We start from the raw sequence: 18733 nt of genomic DNA, 5'->3' as shown, positions 1-18733 counted from the left end.
TGGGCTCGGACGACGAGGACCGGCACGGCCGGCGAACCGGGGAGGGCGGACGCCTCACCGTCCCGACCGGCCGCAGTTCTGCGGATGGATGTCCACGTGGCCCCGATCCACGGGGATCAGGCAGCGGGTGAGGTGGTGGCGTTTCTGCGGCGCACCATCTCCGAGCCGCTCCACAGGCCGAAGCCGATGAGTGACAGGACCACTCCGGCCGTGCTGACTCCCGTCCATCCCCCGTGGCCGTACACGAGCCCGGACAGGGCCGATCCGATCGCACCGCCGCCGAAGGCGCTCCCGATGAAGACCGTGTTGATCCGGGAGCGGGCATCCGGCCTCAGCTGGTAGATCTCCTGCCGGCTGAGCACCAGGTTCCCCTGGACCGCGAGGTCGAGGAGGATGCCGGCGCCCGCCAGGACGCTCAGGCTGTGGTCGCCGAGCCCGGCGATCGCCATGGCGACGGCGGCCAGGGCGAACACCACACCCGTTGCCGGTCTGCCGAGGCCGCGGTCGCCGAGGCGGCCCGCGATCGGTGCGGCTCCGGTGCCCGCGGCGCCGACCAAGGCGAAGATCGCGATCTGCGCCTGCGACAGGTGGTGCTGCGCGATCAGCTCGTAGGCGATGGACGTCCAGAACGCGGAGAACGTCGCGAACATGACGGCCTGGAGGACGGCCCGCCGGCGCAACGCCGGCTCGGTTCTGATGAGGTGACCGATCGACGACACCAGCGTGCGGTATCCGTCCGTGTGGTCCGGCGTACGCCGTGGCACCGTCGTGGCCAGTACGACGGACATGATCAGCATCAGCACCGCCGAGACGACGTAGACGGAGCGCCGGCCCCACAGGTCCGCGAGCAGGCTCGAAGCCCTACGGGCCAGCATGATCCCCAGCAGCAGCCCGCCCATCACCCGGACCACGAACCGTCCGCGCTGGTCCTCCGGTGCGAGGTGAGCCGCGACAGGGACGACGATCTGCGCGACGACAGAGGTGAAGCCGAGCAGCACGGAGAAGACCAAAAAGGACGCCAGGCTCGGAGCGACCGAGGCGAGCGCGGCGGCAATCGCCGTCACCACCAGGACCCGCGACGCCAGGGCCCGGTTCTCCAACAGGTCCCCGAGCGGCATGAGGACGATGATCCCGGCCGCGTACCCGAGTTGGGTCACCGTCACCACGATCGCGGCCGAGCCCTCGGTGGTGTGGTACGTCCGCGCGATCAGTTCGAGCAGCGGCTGCGAGTAGAAGATGTTCGCCACGCACACACCGGAGGCCGTGGCAAGGATGAGGGTGAGCAGCCGCAGCCGGCGTGCGCTGATGCCTGGGTCTGCAGGTGCGGGAGGGCTCTGCGTGCTCATGCTGGCGGTTCCTGCCGATCGAGGGTGACCCGGGTGCCGGGGAGAGCGGAGCCCTCGACCGGACGGGCTGCGAGAATACCCATTCTCACCGCCGCCTGTAGTCTAGAGAACGACTATTCTCATCAGCAAGAGGGGTCCCGTGCCATCGACGACAGCGGCCGAGGAGGCCATGCGCGGTCAGCTGCTCGACGCTGCCGAGCAGGTCTTCTATGCACGCGGCATCCAGGCCGTGAACATGAGTGAGGTCCGCGCCGCCGCCGACCTCCCACTGAGACGCATTTACCAACTGTTCCCCGGCAAGGACGACCTGGTCGTCGCGTTCCTGCGGCGACGCCACGACCGCATGATGGCGGCCATCGAGGAGTACGTCGCGGATGTCGATCAGCCGCGGCTGCGGGTGCTGGCAATCTTCGACTATCTCGACGAGTGGTTCCATGAACCGGACTTCCGCGGTTGTCCGTGGATGAACGTGTACGGGGAACTCGGCCCCACCAACGCCGTCGTGGCGGCCGAGGTGCACCACCACCAGCGGGCGTTCCGCGCCCTGGTCACCGGCATCGTCGCCGCATCCGGCTACACCCCCGCGGTGGCGAACGCCGTCTACCTCCTGGTGGAGGGCTCCGTCGCGACGGCAGCCGTGCAGCACAGCGCCAGTCCCGCCCGCGAGGCCCGGTGCGGCGCCGAGATGCTGCTGGCGAACGGCGCGGTGATGTGACGGTTGAACTGCATCGACGGCCCGGGGTCGACCGGGCTGCCGTACCGCACCGAACCCTCGCTGACCGTGCCTCACCGTACGTTCTGGTGCGCAACTGGTGCGCCTCCCCAGGGTCCTGGGGGCACACACTTTCCGGGTCTGTTGGTGGTGCAGTGCTGATTACCAGCGTTGGAGATGCTTGATGAATCCAGATGAGGCACAAGAGGCAGCGACACGGTTTGGCAGATCCAGTATGCGTCGCTGGGATGAGTTGGGGATGACGGCTGCACCCAACAGTCGACTCACCCGGGCAGGTGATTTCGTTTTCAGTAGTGCACCTCCACGCCCCGCTTCCCGGAGCGTTCCGCGACGTCCACAGATGGGAGGAAATCTTCCGATCGTGGTAGATGCCGGGACGGGGGCGTGCAGATTCATGGGCCTTGACGAATACAAGCGACGGGTGAACGAAGCTCTGGGGCGTTCCTGAACATGAACGCGCGACGTCGGGGTAGTAAAATCTGCCACCGACCACCAAGATCTGTCTGTGACACAGCGCGAAACAGCCCTGGTGTCCTTTTCCCAGGTTGGAATCCTGGCGCGTCGCCACGCTGAGGGCGACCCGCTCCGACCAGCCTCTACGGCAGGTCGGAGGGGGCTTCTTCGTTCCTGTCCGCTGTTCGATTCAGCACCGGTTCCGGATGGCCCTGTACCGCCTGAATCCGACCTCTGATCAGGGCATGTACCCCAGGTCGCGTGCACGACGGGTCTGCACCGTCCCTGCAACTCTCCCGGCTACGCTCGCGCGGGAGCGCCCCGCGGCGCGTGGCTGCGGGGCGCTTTGCGAGGGTCAGTCGATCTTCTGCCCGTCGTACGTTCCGCCCCTGCAGGTCCAGGTCGCCCAGTCGACTGTTCCGCCGCCCTTCTCGCACTCACCCACGGTGGGGGCGGCGGAGGTGTGGGCGACGTGGGTGGCGGCGGTGGCGGTGGCGGCGCCTGTCAGGCCGAGTCCGGCAAGGGCTGCCGTGGCCATGACGGCGGCGAGGCTTCGTCGAATGCGCATGTGGTTCGCCTTTCACGGATTGCCTCGGTTGGGACACTACTCAGCTTGCTGTTCGTCCATGTGGGCGACACGTAATGTTGGGCCATTCGGGTGACATCGCTGTCGGGTACGGGGACGGTGACGCGACCCGTCAGACAGGCCCCAGCGGGGTGCTGCGCATGGCAACCTCGCGGTCCCGTTCTCGGGGGATCGCCGGTCCACAGGCCGTGAATGAAGGACCTGAACAAGTTCGGCTGAGGAATCACGGGGAGGAGTCTGGGCCCCCTGCCATGTCGCGGCCCGGGCCCGGGCTGTCGCCCGCGCCATGGCCGGTCATGCGCGCCGATATCTCCAGGTGTTTCAGACATTCGCGGCAAGGTGCGGAAATGTGGGCCGCCCCCAGCGCAGCGGGACGGCGCACGGTGGTTCGCTGGTCAGCCGGTCACGTCGTCAGCTCCTCCGCCGAGCGGACCGCAAGCCGTAGCGCCTGCTCCGGGATCGCCATCTCGCGCAGCGGGCTGCCGTCCCGGGTGGTGAGGTGGAAGCTGTGGGTCTCGCCCGGGAGGAGGGTCACCAGCGACGTGTCGCAGGTCAGCGCATGCGGGGTGACGTCCAGCGCGGCGGCCAGCCGGTCCGGGAAGACGCAGACGTCGCGCAGCACGGACTCCGCCGTCACCGTCAGGGCCAGCGCGCCGTCCGCGTAGGACGTGGTCACGGTGCGGGCGGGCCGAGGCGAGGTCAGGGCGCGGCTCGGACGGTAGGCCCAGGTCGTGCGCACTCCGTCCGCGTCGACGACCAGCAACTCGGCACGCGGGTCGGCCGGTGTCGCCACCACAGGGTCCAGCGGCAGGGTGAGCAGGCCGCCCGCCGGACAGCTCACCTGAAGCCGGGCCCGGGCCCGCTCCTGGCCGTCCAGGGAGACGCGGACCACGGTCACTTCCGGTGTCCAGTCCCCCGCCGAGTCGTTGACCAGCGTCACGGCAAGGCCCGCCGGCCCCGTCGGGTCGTGCGTCGGGCCCGGGCTCACGGGCTGTACGGTCGCCAGCCGTGGCGCGAAGGAGTGCTTGAGTGCGTACCACAGCGGCTTCTCGATACCGGCCACGTCGACCGCCGACCAGCTGATCGCCGGCCAGCAGTCGTTGAGCTGCCACACCACCGCACCCGCACACCGCTCGCGCGACCGCAGCCACTCCACGCCCGCGGCGACCGCCCGGGCCTGCACCAACTGCGTGGCGAAGTGCCAGTCCGCACCCTCGGCGGGGGTGGGCACGTGCGGCTGGAGGCCGCGGGTCAGCTTGTGCATGCCGTCGATGGCCCGCAGGTGATGCCGGGTCAGCGGCGAGCTGGGGCCGGGGGTCTCCCCGCCGAGCACGCGCTCGAGGGTGGTCCAGGCGGCGGGTCCGCACCATCCCATCTCGGCGACGAAGGACGGGTCGTGGTCCCGGTAGTGCGCGTAGTCCGCCTCGTTCCAGGCGTCCCACAGGTGGCTCACGCCGTGGGTGTCGGCCGCCGGGTCGGCGTCGAGGGACCCGGACCAGGGCGAGTTGGGCAGGTAGGGGCGGGTCGGGTCGAGCCGGGCCAGTACGTCGGGCAGGACGTCCAGGTAGTAGTGCGCGCCCCAGCCCCGTTCGCCGATCTGGTCCGCCCAGCCCCAGTGGTGCCGGCCGAGTACCGTCTCGTTGCCGCCGCACCACACCACCAGGCTGGGGTGGGGGGACATTCTGGCCACCGCCTGCTCGGCCTCCGCGGTGACCAGCGCCGCGGTGTCCTCGTCCTCGCAGTAGGCGGCGCAGGCGAAGAGGAAGTCGTGCCAGACCAGGAGGCCCCGCTCGTCGCACGCGTTAAGGAAGTGCTCGTCGGCGAAGTGGCCGCCGCCCCACACGCGCAGCAGGTTGGCGTTGCCGGCCAGGGCCTGGTCGATGCGGGTGACGACGCGCCGTGGTGTCTCGCGGCTGGGCAGGGTGTCGTCGGGGATCCAGTTGTAGCCGCGGACCCGTACCTTCCGGCCGTTGACGACGAGCGCCCAGCGGGTGCCCAGCGCGTCCGGGGTCTCGTCCACGGCGACCGAGCGCAGCCCGACGCGTGCTGACGCCTCGTCCAGCATCGTGCCGTCCGGGGTGTCGAGGCGGGCGGTGAGCCGGTAGAGCGGCTGGGCGCCCAGGCCCACCGGCCACCACAGTTCCGGGTGCGTGACGGTGAGCGTCAGCACCGTCTCCTCCCCCACGACCTGGCCGGTGGCGCTCGCGACGGACTGGCCGTCCGGGCCGGTCAGTTCGACGCGGACGCGGGTGCCCTCGGGGGCTTCGGTCCGTACGTGGGTGGTGACCTCGGCGGTGCCGTGGTCGGGGGCGAGCCGGACCAGCGGGCGTAGGTGGTCGATCCGGCCCGCGGAGGTCTCCAGTCCGATGGCCTGCCAGATGCCGGCGGTGACGTAGTGGGGTCCCCAGTCCCAGCCGAAGTTGGCGGCCGCCTTGCGGATGTGGGCGTACGGCTCGTCGTACGGCGAGGGCAGCGGGCCGTGCGCGCGCTCGTGGGCGAGCGCGGCGTCCCAGGCCGAGGCGAAGCGCACTTCGACGGTGTTGTCGCCCGGCTGCAGCACGTCGTCCACCGGCCAGCGGTAGGCGAGGTGCTGGTCGCGGGCGGCGCCGACGTGCCGGCCGTTGATGTACACCTCGGCGACCGTGTCCAGGCCGTCGGCGACCAGGTCGGTGCGGGCGCCGGGCGTGGGCGTGAAGTGGAAGGAGCGGCGGTAGGACCACTGGGAGCGGCCCACCCAGTCCTGCGCGCTCTCGCCGAGTCCCACGTCGGGGTCGGCGAGGTGTCCCGCGGCGAGCAGTGCGGTGTGCACCTCGCCGGGTACCCGGGCGGGGAGCGCGGCGTCCCGGACCCCGGCGGGCGTGCCGTCCGGGCCCGCCAGCCAGGTCAACTGCCACTCACCGCCGAGGTCGTGGCGGGTTGCGGGCGGCGTCGACGCGGCGGTGCCGGTATCGGCGTCGAAGCTCGTGGCGGAGCCGGTGCTGAGTTCGGTACTGAGTGTCATCCCTTGACTGCCCCTGCGGTGAGTGCTTCCTGCATACGGCGGTTGGCGAGCGTGTAGGCGACGTACACCGGCACGAGGGTCAGCACGGTGCCGGCGGTGAGCACGCCGAAGTCGGTCGAGTCGGAGATCAGGGTGGGCAGCGCGACCTGCGCGGTGCGGATGTCGGGTGCGGTGCCGGTGATGGTCAGGGAGAAGAGGTACTCGTTCCAGAAGGTGAGCAGCTGGAGGATCGCCACGCTGATGACGCCAGGCATCGCGATCGGGATGAACACATGGATCAGCAGCGGCCAGTTGCCTGCGCCGTCCAGCGCCGCGGACTCCACCAGGGCAGGCGGCACGGTCCTCATGAACTGCGTGAGCAGCAGCACCGACAGCGGCAGCGCGCTCGCCGGGAGGAAGAGCATCTGGAACTCGCGCGTGTAGAACATGTGGAGCTTGATCGCGAGGATGACGGTGGGGATCAGGGCCGCGAACGGCGGGATCAGGAAGCCCGCCGAGAAGGCACCGGTGACCAGCCGCGAGAGCCGGTTGTCCAGCCGGGCCAGCGCGAAGGACGCGGGCAGCGCGAGGCCCAGCGTCAGCAGGATCGCGACGGCGGAGATCAGCAGCGAGTTCAGCAGCGCCTGTCCGAGGTCCGCGGTCTGCCAGGCGGTGCGGAAGTTGTGCCACAGCCAGTGCTCGGGCAGCGCGAAGGGATGGTTGAAGATCTCGATGTTGGTCTTGAGCGCGCTCACCGCGAGGTAGTAGAGCGGCGCGGCGAGCAGCAGCGCGTACAGCCAGGACAGCGGGATGGCGAGCGGTCCGGCGCCGCGCTGTCGTGATCGCCGTACGGGGCGGACGCGTTGGGGGCGCCGCGAGGAGGTGGAGGTGGTCATCGGGTCTTCTCCTCAGGGCTGCGCAGCAGCGTGCGGATCAGCAGCATCCCGGCGATGCCGACCAGCAGCAGGACGACGCCGACGACCTGGCTGTATCCGAGGTCGCTCTGCGAGAAGGCCTTCTCGTACACGAGGTAGGACAACGTGGTGGACGAAGTGCCGGGTCCGCCCTTGGTGAGCAGCAGGATCAGCGCGGCGGAGGTGAACAGTGTCCACAGGAACTGGAGCATCGTGAGGGTGCGCAGATAGTCCTTCACCATCGGGAAGGCGACCTGCCACATGATGCGGAAGCGTCCGGCGCCGTCGATCCTGGCCGCCTCGATCACGTCGCCGGGGAGACTGGCCAGGCGGGAGGCGAACAGCACGGCGGTCCAGCCGATGCCGCGCCACAGGTCGATGGCGATCAGGCTGGGCAGTGCGGTACTGGGGTCGGCGAGCCAGGAGTGCGTGAGCGAGTCCAGGCCGGCCGCTTTCAGCAGGCCGTTGGTGCCGCCGTCCGGCGACAGCACACCGTAGAAGATCATCCCGGTGATGGAGATGGAGATCAGGCCGGGCGAGAAGTACAGCACGGACAGCAGGCGGTAGCCGCGCGGTTTGGTGCTGAGGTGGTAGCCGAGCATGAAGGCCAGCGGGATCATCACCGGGATGACGACGGCGACCTGCACGGCGCTGTTGCGCAGCGCGTCGTGGAAGACCGGGTCGCCCAGGACGTGCCGGAGGTTGTCGGTGCCGACGAAGGCGGGGTCGTAGATGAGGCCCTTCCAACGCAGGGTGGCGATGACGAACATCGCCACCAGCGGCCCCACCGAGAAGACGGCGAACCACAGCAGGGACGGGACCGTCAGCCACAGCAGACGGGGGGTGTTCAGGCCGCCGCGGCGCCGTGCGGGTCGGCGGGCGGCCGGCCGTGCGGGCTCGGGCGCGGCGCGGGTGGCGGCCAGTGTGCTGGTCGATGACATGGGTTTCTTTCGGCCGGGGAGGGACTGGCGATACGCGCGGGGGCCGGTCGGTCCGGTACGGGGAGGGCGACGCGGTTCGGGCCGGCGGTACGGGGCACGGGCCGCGGGGGACGCCGCGGGACGGCGGCCCCCGGGAGCGGCGCGGTCTGGCAACGTCAGTTCTTGGCGCTGGTGGTGGCGTCGTCGAGGCCCTTGCAGATCGTGTCGGCGGAGGACTTGCCGTACGCCCCGGTCAGGACCTGGATGATCGGGTCGGATGCCGAGCCGATCCACACGTCGGGCACCACGGCGTAGTCGACGGTCTTGTCGAGCTTGAGCGACTGCGACAGCAGCGGGTCGGTGGCGTACGTCTGGAAGTCACCGGCGGTGGGGGGCAGGATGCCGGCGTCCTTCACGAAGTCGCCGACGGTCGGGTCCTTGTAGAAGGAGGTGATGAACTTGCGCACGTTGTCGATGCGGTCCTTCGACGCCCCGCGCTTGGTGATCATGAAGCCGACGCCGGTGAAGCCCTGGAAGGCGGTCGGGTTCTTGTACGCCGAGCCGGAGGGCAGCGGCAGGCCGGCGAGCGTGGTGCGGGTCTCGACGCCGGTGCCCGACTTCTTGGCGTCGGTGTACGCCCAGGAACCGGCGGACATCATGGCGGCCTTGCCGGAGTAGTAGGCCGCGTACATCGCGTCGGCGTTCAGGCCGGCCGCGTTGTCGGCGAAGACGCCGGCGTCGCGCAGCTGGGTGAAGAGCTTGATGCCCTGCATCACGGACGGGGTGGCGCAGTAGCCGCCGCTCTGCATGACCTTCTCCATGGTCGCGGCGTCGGTGTAGGACTGCGCGATCTGGTAGAAGAGCTTCTGCCCGGTCCAGTCGTTGCCGCCGACGGTGAGCGGCTGGATGTGGGCGGCGCGCAGCTTCTTGGAGGCGTCGATCAGCTCGTCGGTGGTGGTCGGGATCGTGTCGACGCCGGCTGTCCTGAGCAGGTCGGTGTTGTACCAGACAGGCCAGCTGAAGCCGGAGAAGGGCAGGCCCTGGAGCTTGCCGTCGGGCTTGCCGCCGACCCGCCACTCGTCGAGGGCGCCGGGCTTCATCTTGTCGGCGAGACCCCACTGCTCGAGGTAGTCGTCGACCGGGACGGTGAGGCCGGCGTCCTGCCAGCCGAGCGTCTTGTCGTAGAGATTGACGATCACCACGTCAGGGGACTTGCCGGCCGCGACGGCGTTCTCGACCTGGTCGTCGATGGTCTCCAGGCCGTCGGTCGCGTTGACCTTGACGCCGGTCTCCTTGGTGAAGGACGTGAAGACGCGGTCCTGCGCGGCCGCCGCGGTGTTGCCGGCCGACCAGCGGGTGACGACGTCGATCGAGTTGCTGCCGCCGGTGCCGCTCACCGAGTCGCCGCTCGTGCCGCAGCCGCCCAGGGCGAGGGTGAGGACGCTGACAACGGACCCGGCCATGACGCGCACGGCCCAGGGCCTGGTGCGGTGGTTCATAGAGCTTCCTTTGCTCGAGGACGCTGCGAACGCGACACAGCGTCCACGAGCCCCCAGCGGAAGTCAATAAGAAAGATTAGTAATCTATCAAAGTGCGAGGCATGGGCAGGAGCGCAGACTTCAGACGCTGCCGCGCATCACCAAACGGGCCGGCGGCGCGTCAACTGTGGTGGCAGGGGCGGCAACCAGGGCGTCCGCCAGAGTGCGGCCGGCCAACTCGCCCAATTCCTGGACGTCATGGCTGACCGCGCTGAGCGGCGGCGCGGCGAGCTGACACAGGGCGGAGTCGTCCCAGGCCACCAGCGACAGGTCGGCCGGCACGGTGAGCCCGATCCGGCCCGCTTCGTGCAGGGCGCCCAGCGCCATCACGTCGTTGTCGAAGACCACCGCGGTCGGCCGGTCCTCCAGCGCGCCCAGCGCGGTCAGCGCCCGGATGCCCGCGGCTTCCGAGTAGTCCCCCTCGAAGGTCGTGGTGCGCACCCCGTTCCTGGCGGCCGCCGCCAGGAACGTACGCCGGCGGATGATCGTGTGCGCCATCTGCGCCGGGCCGGCGACGTGCCCGAGGTGAGCGTGCCCCGCGGCGACCAGCTTGTCCACCACGTCCTGCATCGCCACGTCGTCCTGCGTCCACACGGCCGGCAGCCCGCCCGCGGTCTCCGGGTCGCCGATCACCACGGTCGGCATGCCGAGTTCCTTGACCAGTGCCACCCGCTCGTCTCCCGGCAGCAGGTCGATGAGGATCACGCCCTGGACCTGGCCGTGCTGCGACCAGGCCCGCATCCGCTCGACGGCCTGCTCCACCGTGGCCACGACCTGGAGCAGCACCGGCACCCCGAGCGGTACCAGGACGCGCTCCATGCCGGCGATGAAATCGTGGAAGAACGGCTCCGCGCCCAGTACCTCGGCGTCCCGTACCAGGGCGAGCCCGACCGGAGTGCCACGCAGCGGGCGGGCCCCGTTGTTGATCGCGGGCATGATGGCCTCCCGGTCGCGGGTCTCGTCTAACCTCGTGCTTGACGTAGTGGTACGACAGCGTACGGCGAAGCGGAAGGTGGACGAGGATGGCCCGACGGGAGTCCACGGCAGCGGGACCCGGCAGCCGCGCACTCATCGTCGACCTCATCCGGTCGTCCGGGCCGATCAGCCGGGTGGAGCTGGTCAACGCGACGGGGCTGACACAGCCGACGATCTCCACCATCGTGCGGCGGCTGATCGACGACGGCGTGGTGCGCGAGACCGGCGACACGGTGGCCACCCGGGGCAAGCCGCGCACCATGCTGATCATCAACTCGCGAGCGGCCTACGGCGTCGGCATCCACGTCGGTGCCGACGCGCTGACCTGCGTGGTCACCGACACCCGCGGCGGCACGGTGGGCCGCGCCCTCGTCGCGGGCCCGGGCGCCGGCGGTGCCGATTCCGGGGCGGAGCCGGAAGGTACGGGCTCCGGCGGCACCGAGGACCCGGTCGAGCAACTGGCCTCGCTCTACCGCGACGTGACGGAGGGTCTGGGCCTGGAGAAGCAGAGCGTCGCCGGGCTCGCGGTGGTCGGCCCCGGGCCCGTGGACCTGGCGCGCGGTGGCTTCCTCGCCCCGCCGGGCCTGCCGCAGTGGGCGGGACTCGACCTCGCGGACGCGCTGGCCGGCCGCCTCGACATCCCGGTGCTGGTCGACAGCGACGCGGCGGCCGCGACGGTCGGCGAGTTCTGGAGCCGGCAGGTCTCCCGGGACCGCACTTTCGGCTGCCTGTACATGAATTCCGGCATCGGCTCGGGCGTCGTCCTGGACGGTGCGCTGCACCGGGGGTCGAGCTCCAACGCGGGAAAGATCGGACATCTGGCCGTGATCCGTGACGGTGAACCCTGCCCGTGCGGCAACCGCGGCTGCCTGGAGATGTACGCCGCGCCGCGCGCCGTGGTGGGCCGGGCCCGTGCGGTGCCGGGGCTCGCGGACCGATTGCGGATCAGCCCCGACGACGCGGACACCCGCGCCTTCGACGTACTGGCGCGCGCCGCGCTCTACGGCGACGAGGAGGCCCGCGCGCTCGTCGACGAGTCGGCGGCGCTGCTCGCGGAGGGTGCGGTGGCGTTGGTGAACGTGTGGGACCTCGACACGTTGGTGCTGGCCGGGCCGGGTTTCGTGGTCGCCGGGTCGATCTACGTCAGCGAGGTCAGGCGGCAACTCGCCGCGCATGCGTACACCCGTGACGTGCACGGCGTGCAGGTGGACCTGTCGAGCAACCCCCGGGACGCAGCGGCCATCGGTGGCGCGGCGCTGGTGCTCCAGGGCTCGGTGGCCCCGGGCCACGGTCCCGAACTGGCGGCTCGCGCCTAGCCCCTGAGGCCCCCGGGGGTCGCTCGGCGCGCACGCGGCCACCCCCTGACGGACGCTCATCTTCCGCCCGGCAGCGGCCACTTTGGTCCGATGTATTGATGCCGCGCCGACGCGCGGGTACGGTGCTCGACCGCTGGCACGTGCGGGCCATGACGCGTCGGAGTTTCATAGATTAATTAAGAAACTAAGCCTCAAGCCCTTTTGGGGCTCTCGCGCCAACCCGGCCTCCGCGGCGCCCCTCACCTCCCCCGAAGGAGCCCGATGAGACACACCGACAGCCCGCCCGGCCATGCCGCGCCCGGCCGCGACCGCAGAGCCTCACGCGTGGCCGCCGCCTGCCGCGCGATGTGCGCCATGGTCGCCGCCGCCGCGCTCGCCGTGCTGGCGCTGCCCGCGGCCGTCCCGGCCCACGCGGCCGACGCCCCGCGCGTCATCCACGTGGCCAAGAACGGCAGCGACGGCAACGCCGGCACCCAGGCCGCCCCGTATCTGACGATCAACCGCGCCGCCCAGGTGGCGCAGCCCGGCGACACCGTGATGGTCCACGCCGGGCTGTACCGCGAGACGGTCAAGCCCGCGCGTGGCGGCACCGACGAGCAGCACCGGATCACCTACACCAACGCCGGCGACGGCACGGTGAGCATCAAGGGCTCCGAGGAGATCAACTCCTGGACCCGCGGCAGCGGCAACGTCTGGAGCGTCACCCTGCCCAACAGCTACTTCGGCGACTGGAACCCGTACGCCCAGGGGCAGCCGAACGGCGGCGGCGGTGGCACCTTCGCCGGCTACACCGCCGGTGACGTCTACCTCGACGAGAGCGCGTACTACGAGAAGCCATCGCTCAGCGCCGTGAACAGCGCCGCGAACACCTGGTACTCCCAGGTCGGTTCGTCCAGCACAACCATTTGGGCCAACTTCAGCGGTGCCGACCCCAACGCCCGGCTCGCCGAGATCAACGTCCGCCGGCAGGTGTTCGCGCCCGACGTGTGGGGCCTCGGGTACATCACCGTCAACGGCTTCACGATCAAGCACGCGGCCAACACCTACTCGGACTTCCCCGACAGCCCCGACCGCCGGCAGGCCGGGGCGATCAGCGTCTACGGCGGCCTGAAGTGGATCATCCAGAACAACATCGTCATCAACGCCAGGACCATCGGCATCGACATCGGCCTCAGCAATGACACCTGGGCCGGCAACCGCCCTGGCACACCGCGCACGGACTTCCACAACACGAGCGCCTACGGCTCCCACATCGTGCGCAACAACTACATCGCGAAAAGTGGCCAGTCGGGTATCGCGGGCGTCTTCTCCTGGCACTCGCAGATCCTCTACAACATGATCGAGGACACCAACTACCGCAATGAGTTCAGCGGTGCCGAGACCGCCCCGATCAAGGTCCACTACATGAACGAGGGCCTGATCAAGGGCAATTACGTCAAGAACTCCAAGGGCGGGAACTCGGCCGGCATCTGGACCGACTGGGGCAACCAGAACGTCCGCATCACCGGCAACATCGTGATGAACAGCCCTTGGGGCTACTACGCCGAAGCGGTCTTCGGCCCCATCCTGGTCGACAACAACGTCTTCATCGGCAACAGCGACATCCGGACCCTGGACGCCACCGGCGTCGTCTTCGCCAACAATCTCTTCCTCGACAACGCGAACATCCACATCGACGGCAGCGGCCGGAACGCGTACTACTTCCAACCGGGCACGATGAACGAGACCACCGCGCTCACCTCGCCCGAGAAGTTCTTCTGGTACAACAACCTGGTCCAAGGCTCGACGCTGCCGGACACCACCACGGACAAGACCCAGGTGAAGGAAGGCAATTCCGCCGGCACGATCTCGAACGTGCGCTACACCGCGACGAACACCCAGATGTCGCTGAGCTTCGATCTGGACGCCTCCGGCATCCACGGCAACACCCCGGTCACCCAGGCCAGGGTCGGCACCATCCCGCCGGCCAACCAGAGCATCCAGGCCGACGTCACCACCGACTTCTTCGGCCGGCAGGTCAGCGGCACCGACACCATGGCCGGCCCGTTCGCCGCGGCCCGGGCCGGCAGCAACTCCTTCACGCTGTGGCCGCCGGCGGGCCAGACCGTGCCCACCCCGCCGCCCCCGCCGACCGGCACCCCGGTGAACCTGTCGCTCGGAGCCGACGCCAAGGCGGTCGCCTCCTACCAGGACGGCAGCTACCTGGCCTCCAACGCCATCGACGGCAACAGCTCCTCGCGCTGGTCGAGCGACCACAGCAACGACCCCGGCGCCTGGCTCCAGGTCGACCTCGGCGCGCAGTACACGGTGTCCACCGCCGTACTCACCTGGGAGGCGGCGTACGCGAAGGCATACAAGATCCAGGTGTCGGACAACGCCTCCACCTGGACCGACGCCTACTCCACCACCAACGGCCAGGGCGGCACCGAAACCGTCAACGTGGGCAGAACCGCCCGCTACGTACGCATGCAGGGCGTCACACCCGCGACCGGATACGGCTACTCGCTCTACGAGTTCGAGATCTACGGCACCCCCGTCGGCGGCACCGGCACCAGCGCCACCGTCTACGGCGACGCCAACTACAGCGGGGCCTCGGCCGCCCTCGCACCCGGCAGTTACGACCTGCCGGCGCTCCAGGCCAAGGGCATCGCCAACGACTCCATCTCCTCGCTCCGCGTCCCGGCGGGCTGCACCCTGACCGGCTACGCTGACGCGGGCTTCTCCGGGACCGCCTGGACCTTCACCGGCGACGCCCCGAACCTGACCACCACGGGCAACAACGACGCCATCTCCTCCCTGCGCGTCACCGCCAACGGCAGCTGAGAGGCGAGTCACCCATGATCCTCGAAAGATCCCGCACCCCGCGCACGGGAAGAGCGTTGCTCGGCGTCGCCGCGACCTTGCTCCTGCTGCTCACCATGGCATTGCAGGCGTCCCGGTCGAACGCCGCCGACGCCCCCGTCAACCTCGCCCGCAATCCGGGCGCCCGCGCCGTCGCCTCGTACCAGGACGGCAGCTACGTGGCGTCCAACGCCATCGACGGCAACACCGGCACCCGCTGGTCGAGCGACCACAGCAACGACCCCGGCGCCTGGCTCCAGGTCGACCTCGGCGCGCAGTACGCGGTGTCGACCGCCGTACTCACCTGGGAGGCGGCATACGGGAAGGCATACAAGATCCAGGTGTCGGACAACGCCTCCACCTGGACCGACGCCTACTCCACCACCAACGGCCAGGGCGGCACCGAAACCGTCAACGTGGGCAGAACCGCCCGCTACGTACGCATACAGGGCGTCACACCCGCGACCGCGTACGGGTACTCCCTGTGGGAGTTCGCGGTCTACGGCACCACGGGCGGCGGCCCCTCCGTCGGTTCACCGACCGTCGCGCCGTCCACCACCTACCCCACGACGTACGGCAACTGGCAGGACGGCCTCCTGGCCGGCAACGGCAAGCAGGGCGTCATCGTCTTCGGCAACCCGCACAACGACACCGTCGTCTTCGACGACAAGGACTTCTTCATGGCGCGTACGGAGGCCCGTCCGCACCGCACCTTCAACACCGTCAGCCAGGACAACATCAACAAGATCCGCGACCAGCTGCTCTCCGGCCAGTACCAGCAGGCCAACCAGCTCGCCGCCGACGTGCAGGGCTACCAGGGCGGCGGCGAGGGCAGCAAGCACCCCGGCTACAAGATGACCATCGCGATGCCGGACGCCGGGACGATCAGCAACTACGTCCGCTCGACCGATTACTCGGCGGGCGTGGTGAAGGTCAACTGGGCGGACAGCAAGGGCTCGTGGGAACGGGACTCCTTCGTCTCCCGCGCCGACGGCGTCACCGTCCAGTACCAGGCGGCGCCCGCGGGTCAGAAGGAGACCATGACGCTGGGCCTGTCCATCGACCCCGGCATGAACCTCCTCAACAAGGGCGTCACCTCCACCAACAACTCCACCACCGACTACCTGAACCTGCGGGCCAAGTACCCCAGCGGCAGCTACAACGCCGGATACGAGGGCGTCACCCGCATCGTCACCGACGGCACCAAGACCCTCAGCAACGGCCAGGTGACCGTCTCGAACGCCAGTTACGTGCTGTTGCTGTCCCTGACCCAGCGCTACAACGGCACCTACAACGGCGGTGTCCCGGCCGAGCAGGAGTGGGGCAAGAACCTGCTGCAGCAGAAGCTCGCCGGGCTCACCACCGACTACCCCACGCTGCTCAACCGGCACACCGCCGCGCACAGCTCGATCTTCGGCCGGGTGTCGATCGACTTCGGCGCCTCCCCCGCCGACCGCGCGAAGTCCACCGAGCAGCTGCTCGCCGAACAGAAGTCCTCCTCGACACCGGTCCCGGCACTGTACGAGCGGATGTTCTACGCCGGCCGCTACCACCTGCTCGGCTCCAGCGGGCCCACGCAGGCCCCGGACCTGCTCGGCAACTGGACGGGTGACAGCAACGTCGGCTGGGACGGCTACTACCACCTGGACGCCAACCTCAACCTGCAGATCTCCAGCGGCAACATCGGCAACATGCCGGAGGCCATGGCGGGTTACTTCTGGCTCAACCAGCAATGGCAGAAGGACTTCGAGACCAACGCCAAGAAGCTCCTCGGCACCCGCGGCATGCTCACCGGCGGCAACACCCCCAACGGCGAGGGCCTCATCTCCAACATCAACTTCGACTACCCCTACCAGTACGTGACGGGCGGGGAGTCCTGGCTGCTCGAACCGTTCTGGGAGTACTACCAGATCACCGGGGACACCACGTTCCTGGCCGACAAGTACTACCCGCTGATCCGCGACATGGGCGACTTCTACGAGGACTTCCTCACCAAGAAGGACGGCAACGGCAACTACGTCCTCGCCGGCTCCATCTCCCCGGAGAACACCCCGCCGGGCGGGGTGCCGCTCGCGGTCAACTCCGTCTACGACGTCTCCGGCGCCAAGTTCGCGCTGACGACGCTGATCCAGACCGCGAAGACCCTCGGCCGCGACGCCGACAGGATCCCGGTCTGGCAGGAGAAGCTGGACCACCTGCCGCCGTACCTGATCAACAACGACGGCGCGCTGGCCGAGTGGGCGTGGCCCGACCTGGCGAACAAGAACAACTACCAGCACCGCCACTCCAGCGGCCTGATGCCGGTGTGGCCCTACCGCGAGCTCACGCCGGAGACCAACTCCGCGCAGTTCAAGGCCGCGCAGGTCTTCCTGCAGAAGAAGGACCAGGGCTCGTACGAGAACGCCGGACACGGCCTGCTGCACGGGGCCCTGATCGCGGCCGACCTCGACATGCCGGACTCGGTCGGCGCGAAGCTGCTGCGCTTCGCCAAGGACGACTACTACTACAGCAGCATGGCGACCTCCCACTACAACAACCACAACACCTTCGCCACGGACGTCGTCAACTCCGTGCCCACCGTGATGATGGAGATGCTGGCCGCCACCAAGCCCGGCACGCTGGAACTGCTGCCCGGTCTGCCGAAGGGCCTGAACAAGGGGTCCGTCTCCGGGATGCTCGGCAAGAGCCAGTTCACCATCAACAACCTGACGTGGGACACCGACGCCCACACCGCGAAGGTCACACTCACCTCGAAGATCAACCAGAACCTGACCCTGATCCAGCGCTCCGGCATCTCCTCGATCACCGGTGACGGCGTGACCGTCCAGGCCTCCCCGCTGGGCGGCATCGCACGCGTCCTGCCGCTCCAGGCCGGCAAGACCGTGACCGTCAACCTCACCATGAACGCCCCGCGGGCCAACCTCGCACAGGGCAGGCCCGCGACCGCCTCGTCCCAGTCCAGCGACACCCAGTCGGCGACCAAGGCCTTCGACGGGGACCTGAGCACCCGGTGGAGCGCCGGCCAGGACCCGAACAGCTGGATCCAGGTGGACCTCGGCAGCACGTACAACCTCTCCGAGGTCGACCTGATGTGGGAGGCGTCGTACGCGAAGTCCTACAAGGTGCAGGGCTCCACGGACGGCTCCACCTGGCGTGACCTCTCCACCCGGCCCGACTCCTCGGGAGGTACCGAGAAGATCCCCGTCAGCGGGCAGGCGAGATACGTCCGCATGCAGGGCAGTCAACTGTCAGGCCAGTGGGGCTACTCGCTCTACGAGATGCAGGTGTACGGCTGACGGTTCGCGAACGAGCGAAGACCCTCCGGGCCCGGTGTGGACGGCGACGTCCCACCGGCCCGGAGGGCCTCCGTCCCCGCGCGGCGAGCCGGGTCAGCGGAGGGGGGCTTGGCGCCTGCGACGTCCTCTCGCGACGATGTAGACCACGTCGAGCACGAGCACCACGATGCCAATGATCAAGAGGTAGAACAGGCCGTGGGCGACCACGCCGATCAGGCCCAGGATGACGGCCACGAGTACGAGGAACAGGAAGAGCGCCATGTCCAAGCACCTCCTCAGCTCGGCGAGAGCCGATCAGCGGCGAGCAAGCCGTCGTTCGCCCCCGGCGCCCGGTTGGTAGGCCATGTCGTAGTACTGGAAGATCTCGACCTCTTGTTCCGCCGGCAGGATCTCGTCCGTCCCGATCGACGGGGCCTTCTTCACCAGTCCCTTGGACAGCGCGACCTTGACGTAGCCAGGCCCCACGATCACCTCGTCGAGGGGGACGAAGACCAGGCGCTGCCGTGTGGGCAGACCGGTGCGGATCGTCGCCATGGCCGGTTGGTCGGTGGCGGTGTCGACGTACACGGCCTCCAGCGCGCCGATCTTGTGGCCCTTCGGGTCCACGACATCGCGGTCGCGCCACTCCCGAATATCGGCTGAATAGATCATGTGCTGCTCCTCGCGGAAGCTCCTGAGGATCACGACGTGACAGCACGCGGCTCTCTGGGAGTCTCCCGCACCACGCACTCAACGAGTCCGCGATCTCTGTCTCGCCATGGCTCTCCTCCGTTCACCGGAGACACTGTGCGCCTACCCCTGACACGGGGGACAAACTGCCCTTTTAGGCACGGAT

General features: G+C 69.2%; 13 protein-coding genes. 4 read left to right on the top strand and 9 right to left on the bottom strand.

Translation table 11 applies throughout. The features are described 5' to 3' along the window. Positions 1-116: 116 nt before the first annotated feature. Positions 117-1346 (bottom strand): MFS transporter, encoded by a 1230-nt coding sequence (locus tag ACFYXS_RS06475; protein ID WP_389244531.1) that lies wholly within the window; start codon positions 1344-1346, stop codon positions 117-119. Positions 1347-1485: 139 nt separating this feature from the next. On the opposite strand from ACFYXS_RS06475, the gene ACFYXS_RS06470 reads away from it, so the two are divergent. Continuing rightward, positions 1486-2061 carry a TetR/AcrR family transcriptional regulator gene (locus tag ACFYXS_RS06470; RefSeq protein WP_389244528.1) on the top strand — a complete coding sequence of 192 codons (576 nt, stop codon included), beginning with the start codon at positions 1486-1488 and terminating at the stop codon, positions 2059-2061. A gap of 826 nt (positions 2062-2887) precedes the next feature. Here ACFYXS_RS06470 and ACFYXS_RS06465 read toward each other — a convergent pair. The 6 genes from ACFYXS_RS06465 to ACFYXS_RS06440 all read right to left on the bottom strand — a co-directional run bounded on the left by ACFYXS_RS06465 (position 2888) and on the right by ACFYXS_RS06440 (position 10406). Beyond that, positions 2888-3100, bottom strand: a complete 213-nt coding sequence (locus ACFYXS_RS06465) for a hypothetical protein (protein ID WP_389244526.1) — start codon at positions 3098-3100, stop codon at positions 2888-2890. Between the two features lie 421 nt (positions 3101-3521). Continuing rightward, positions 3522-6119 (bottom strand): beta-mannosidase, encoded by a 2598-nt coding sequence (locus ACFYXS_RS06460; RefSeq protein ID WP_389244523.1) that lies wholly within the window; start codon positions 6117-6119, stop codon positions 3522-3524. Next, entirely contained in the window at positions 6116-6994 is an 879-nt protein-coding gene (locus tag ACFYXS_RS06455) for a carbohydrate ABC transporter permease (protein ID WP_389244521.1), read from the bottom strand. The genes ACFYXS_RS06460 and ACFYXS_RS06455 overlap by 4 nt, the downstream gene beginning before the upstream one ends. Continuing rightward, entirely contained in the window at positions 6991-7953 is a 963-nt protein-coding gene (locus tag ACFYXS_RS06450; RefSeq protein ID WP_389244519.1) for a carbohydrate ABC transporter permease, read from the bottom strand. Before ACFYXS_RS06450 ends, ACFYXS_RS06455 begins: the two co-directional genes overlap by 4 nt. A 155-nt stretch (positions 7954-8108) precedes the next feature. Continuing rightward, positions 8109-9431 (bottom strand): ABC transporter substrate-binding protein, encoded by a 1323-nt coding sequence (locus ACFYXS_RS06445; RefSeq protein ID WP_389244515.1) that lies wholly within the window; start codon positions 9429-9431, stop codon positions 8109-8111. 120 nt (positions 9432-9551) lie between these two features. Continuing rightward, positions 9552-10406 (bottom strand): LacI family DNA-binding transcriptional regulator, encoded by an 855-nt coding sequence (locus tag ACFYXS_RS06440; protein WP_389244513.1) that lies wholly within the window; start codon positions 10404-10406, stop codon positions 9552-9554. Positions 10407-10492: 86 nt separating this feature from the next. On the opposite strand from ACFYXS_RS06440, the gene ACFYXS_RS06435 reads away from it, so the two are divergent. The 3 genes from ACFYXS_RS06435 to ACFYXS_RS06425 all read left to right on the top strand — a co-directional run bounded on the left by ACFYXS_RS06435 (position 10493) and on the right by ACFYXS_RS06425 (position 17898). Then, entirely contained in the window at positions 10493-11761 is a 1269-nt protein-coding gene (locus tag ACFYXS_RS06435) for an ROK family protein (protein ID WP_389244511.1), read from the top strand. 261 nt (positions 11762-12022) lie between these two features. Further along, a complete protein-coding gene (locus ACFYXS_RS06430; protein WP_389244509.1) occupies positions 12023-14584 on the top strand; it encodes a discoidin domain-containing protein in 2562 nt (853 codons plus the stop codon). 14 nt (positions 14585-14598) lie between these two features. Continuing rightward, on the top strand, positions 14599-17898 hold the full coding sequence (locus ACFYXS_RS06425; RefSeq protein ID WP_389244507.1) for a discoidin domain-containing protein: 3300 nt from the start codon (positions 14599-14601) through the stop codon (positions 17896-17898). 93 nt (positions 17899-17991) lie between these two features. Here ACFYXS_RS06425 and ACFYXS_RS06420 read toward each other — a convergent pair whose 3' ends face one another. Both ACFYXS_RS06420 and ACFYXS_RS06415 read right to left on the bottom strand, forming a co-directional pair. Continuing rightward, positions 17992-18159 carry a hypothetical protein gene (locus tag ACFYXS_RS06420; protein WP_389244505.1) on the bottom strand — a complete coding sequence of 56 codons (168 nt, stop codon included), beginning with the start codon at positions 18157-18159 and terminating at the stop codon, positions 17992-17994. A gap of 33 nt (positions 18160-18192) precedes the next feature. Then, complete coding sequence (locus ACFYXS_RS06415) at positions 18193-18549, bottom strand: PRC-barrel domain-containing protein (RefSeq protein ID WP_389244503.1); 357 nt, start codon at positions 18547-18549, stop codon at positions 18193-18195. Positions 18550-18733 lie beyond the last annotated feature (184 nt).

The organism is Streptomyces sp. NPDC002574 (assembly GCF_042889545.1).
In the GTDB taxonomy this organism is placed as follows: domain Bacteria; phylum Actinomycetota; class Actinomycetes; order Streptomycetales; family Streptomycetaceae; genus Actinacidiphila.
This window is presented reverse-complemented; position numbering and strand designations above follow the sequence as displayed.

Excerpts from the sequence above, each read along its gene's own strand:
- ACFYXS_RS06465 (WP_389244526.1), bottom strand. The coding sequence starts at position 3,100 with ATGCGCATTCGACGAAGCCTCGCCGCCGTCATGGCCACGGCAGCCCTT.
- ACFYXS_RS06440 (WP_389244513.1), bottom strand. The coding sequence starts at position 10,406 with ATGCCCGCGATCAACAACGGGGCCCGCCCGCTGCGTGGCACTCCGGTC.
- ACFYXS_RS06435 (WP_389244511.1), top strand. The coding sequence starts at position 10,493 with ATGGCCCGACGGGAGTCCACGGCAGCGGGACCCGGCAGCCGCGCACTC.
- ACFYXS_RS06425 (WP_389244507.1), top strand. The coding sequence starts at position 14,599 with ATGATCCTCGAAAGATCCCGCACCCCGCGCACGGGAAGAGCGTTGCTC.
- ACFYXS_RS06445 (WP_389244515.1), bottom strand. The coding sequence starts at position 9,431 with ATGAACCACCGCACCAGGCCCTGGGCCGTGCGCGTCATGGCCGGGTCC.
- ACFYXS_RS06475 (WP_389244531.1), bottom strand. The coding sequence starts at position 1,346 with ATGAGCACGCAGAGCCCTCCCGCACCTGCAGACCCAGGCATCAGCGCA.
- ACFYXS_RS06420 (WP_389244505.1), bottom strand. The coding sequence starts at position 18,159 with ATGGCGCTCTTCCTGTTCCTCGTACTCGTGGCCGTCATCCTGGGCCTG.
- ACFYXS_RS06455 (WP_389244521.1), bottom strand. The coding sequence starts at position 6,994 with ATGACCACCTCCACCTCCTCGCGGCGCCCCCAACGCGTCCGCCCCGTA.
- ACFYXS_RS06430 (WP_389244509.1), top strand. The coding sequence starts at position 12,023 with ATGAGACACACCGACAGCCCGCCCGGCCATGCCGCGCCCGGCCGCGAC.
- ACFYXS_RS06415 (WP_389244503.1), bottom strand. The coding sequence starts at position 18,549 with ATGATCTATTCAGCCGATATTCGGGAGTGGCGCGACCGCGATGTCGTG.
- ACFYXS_RS06450 (WP_389244519.1), bottom strand. The coding sequence starts at position 7,953 with ATGTCATCGACCAGCACACTGGCCGCCACCCGCGCCGCGCCCGAGCCC.
- ACFYXS_RS06460 (WP_389244523.1), bottom strand. The coding sequence starts at position 6,119 with ATGACACTCAGTACCGAACTCAGCACCGGCTCCGCCACGAGCTTCGAC.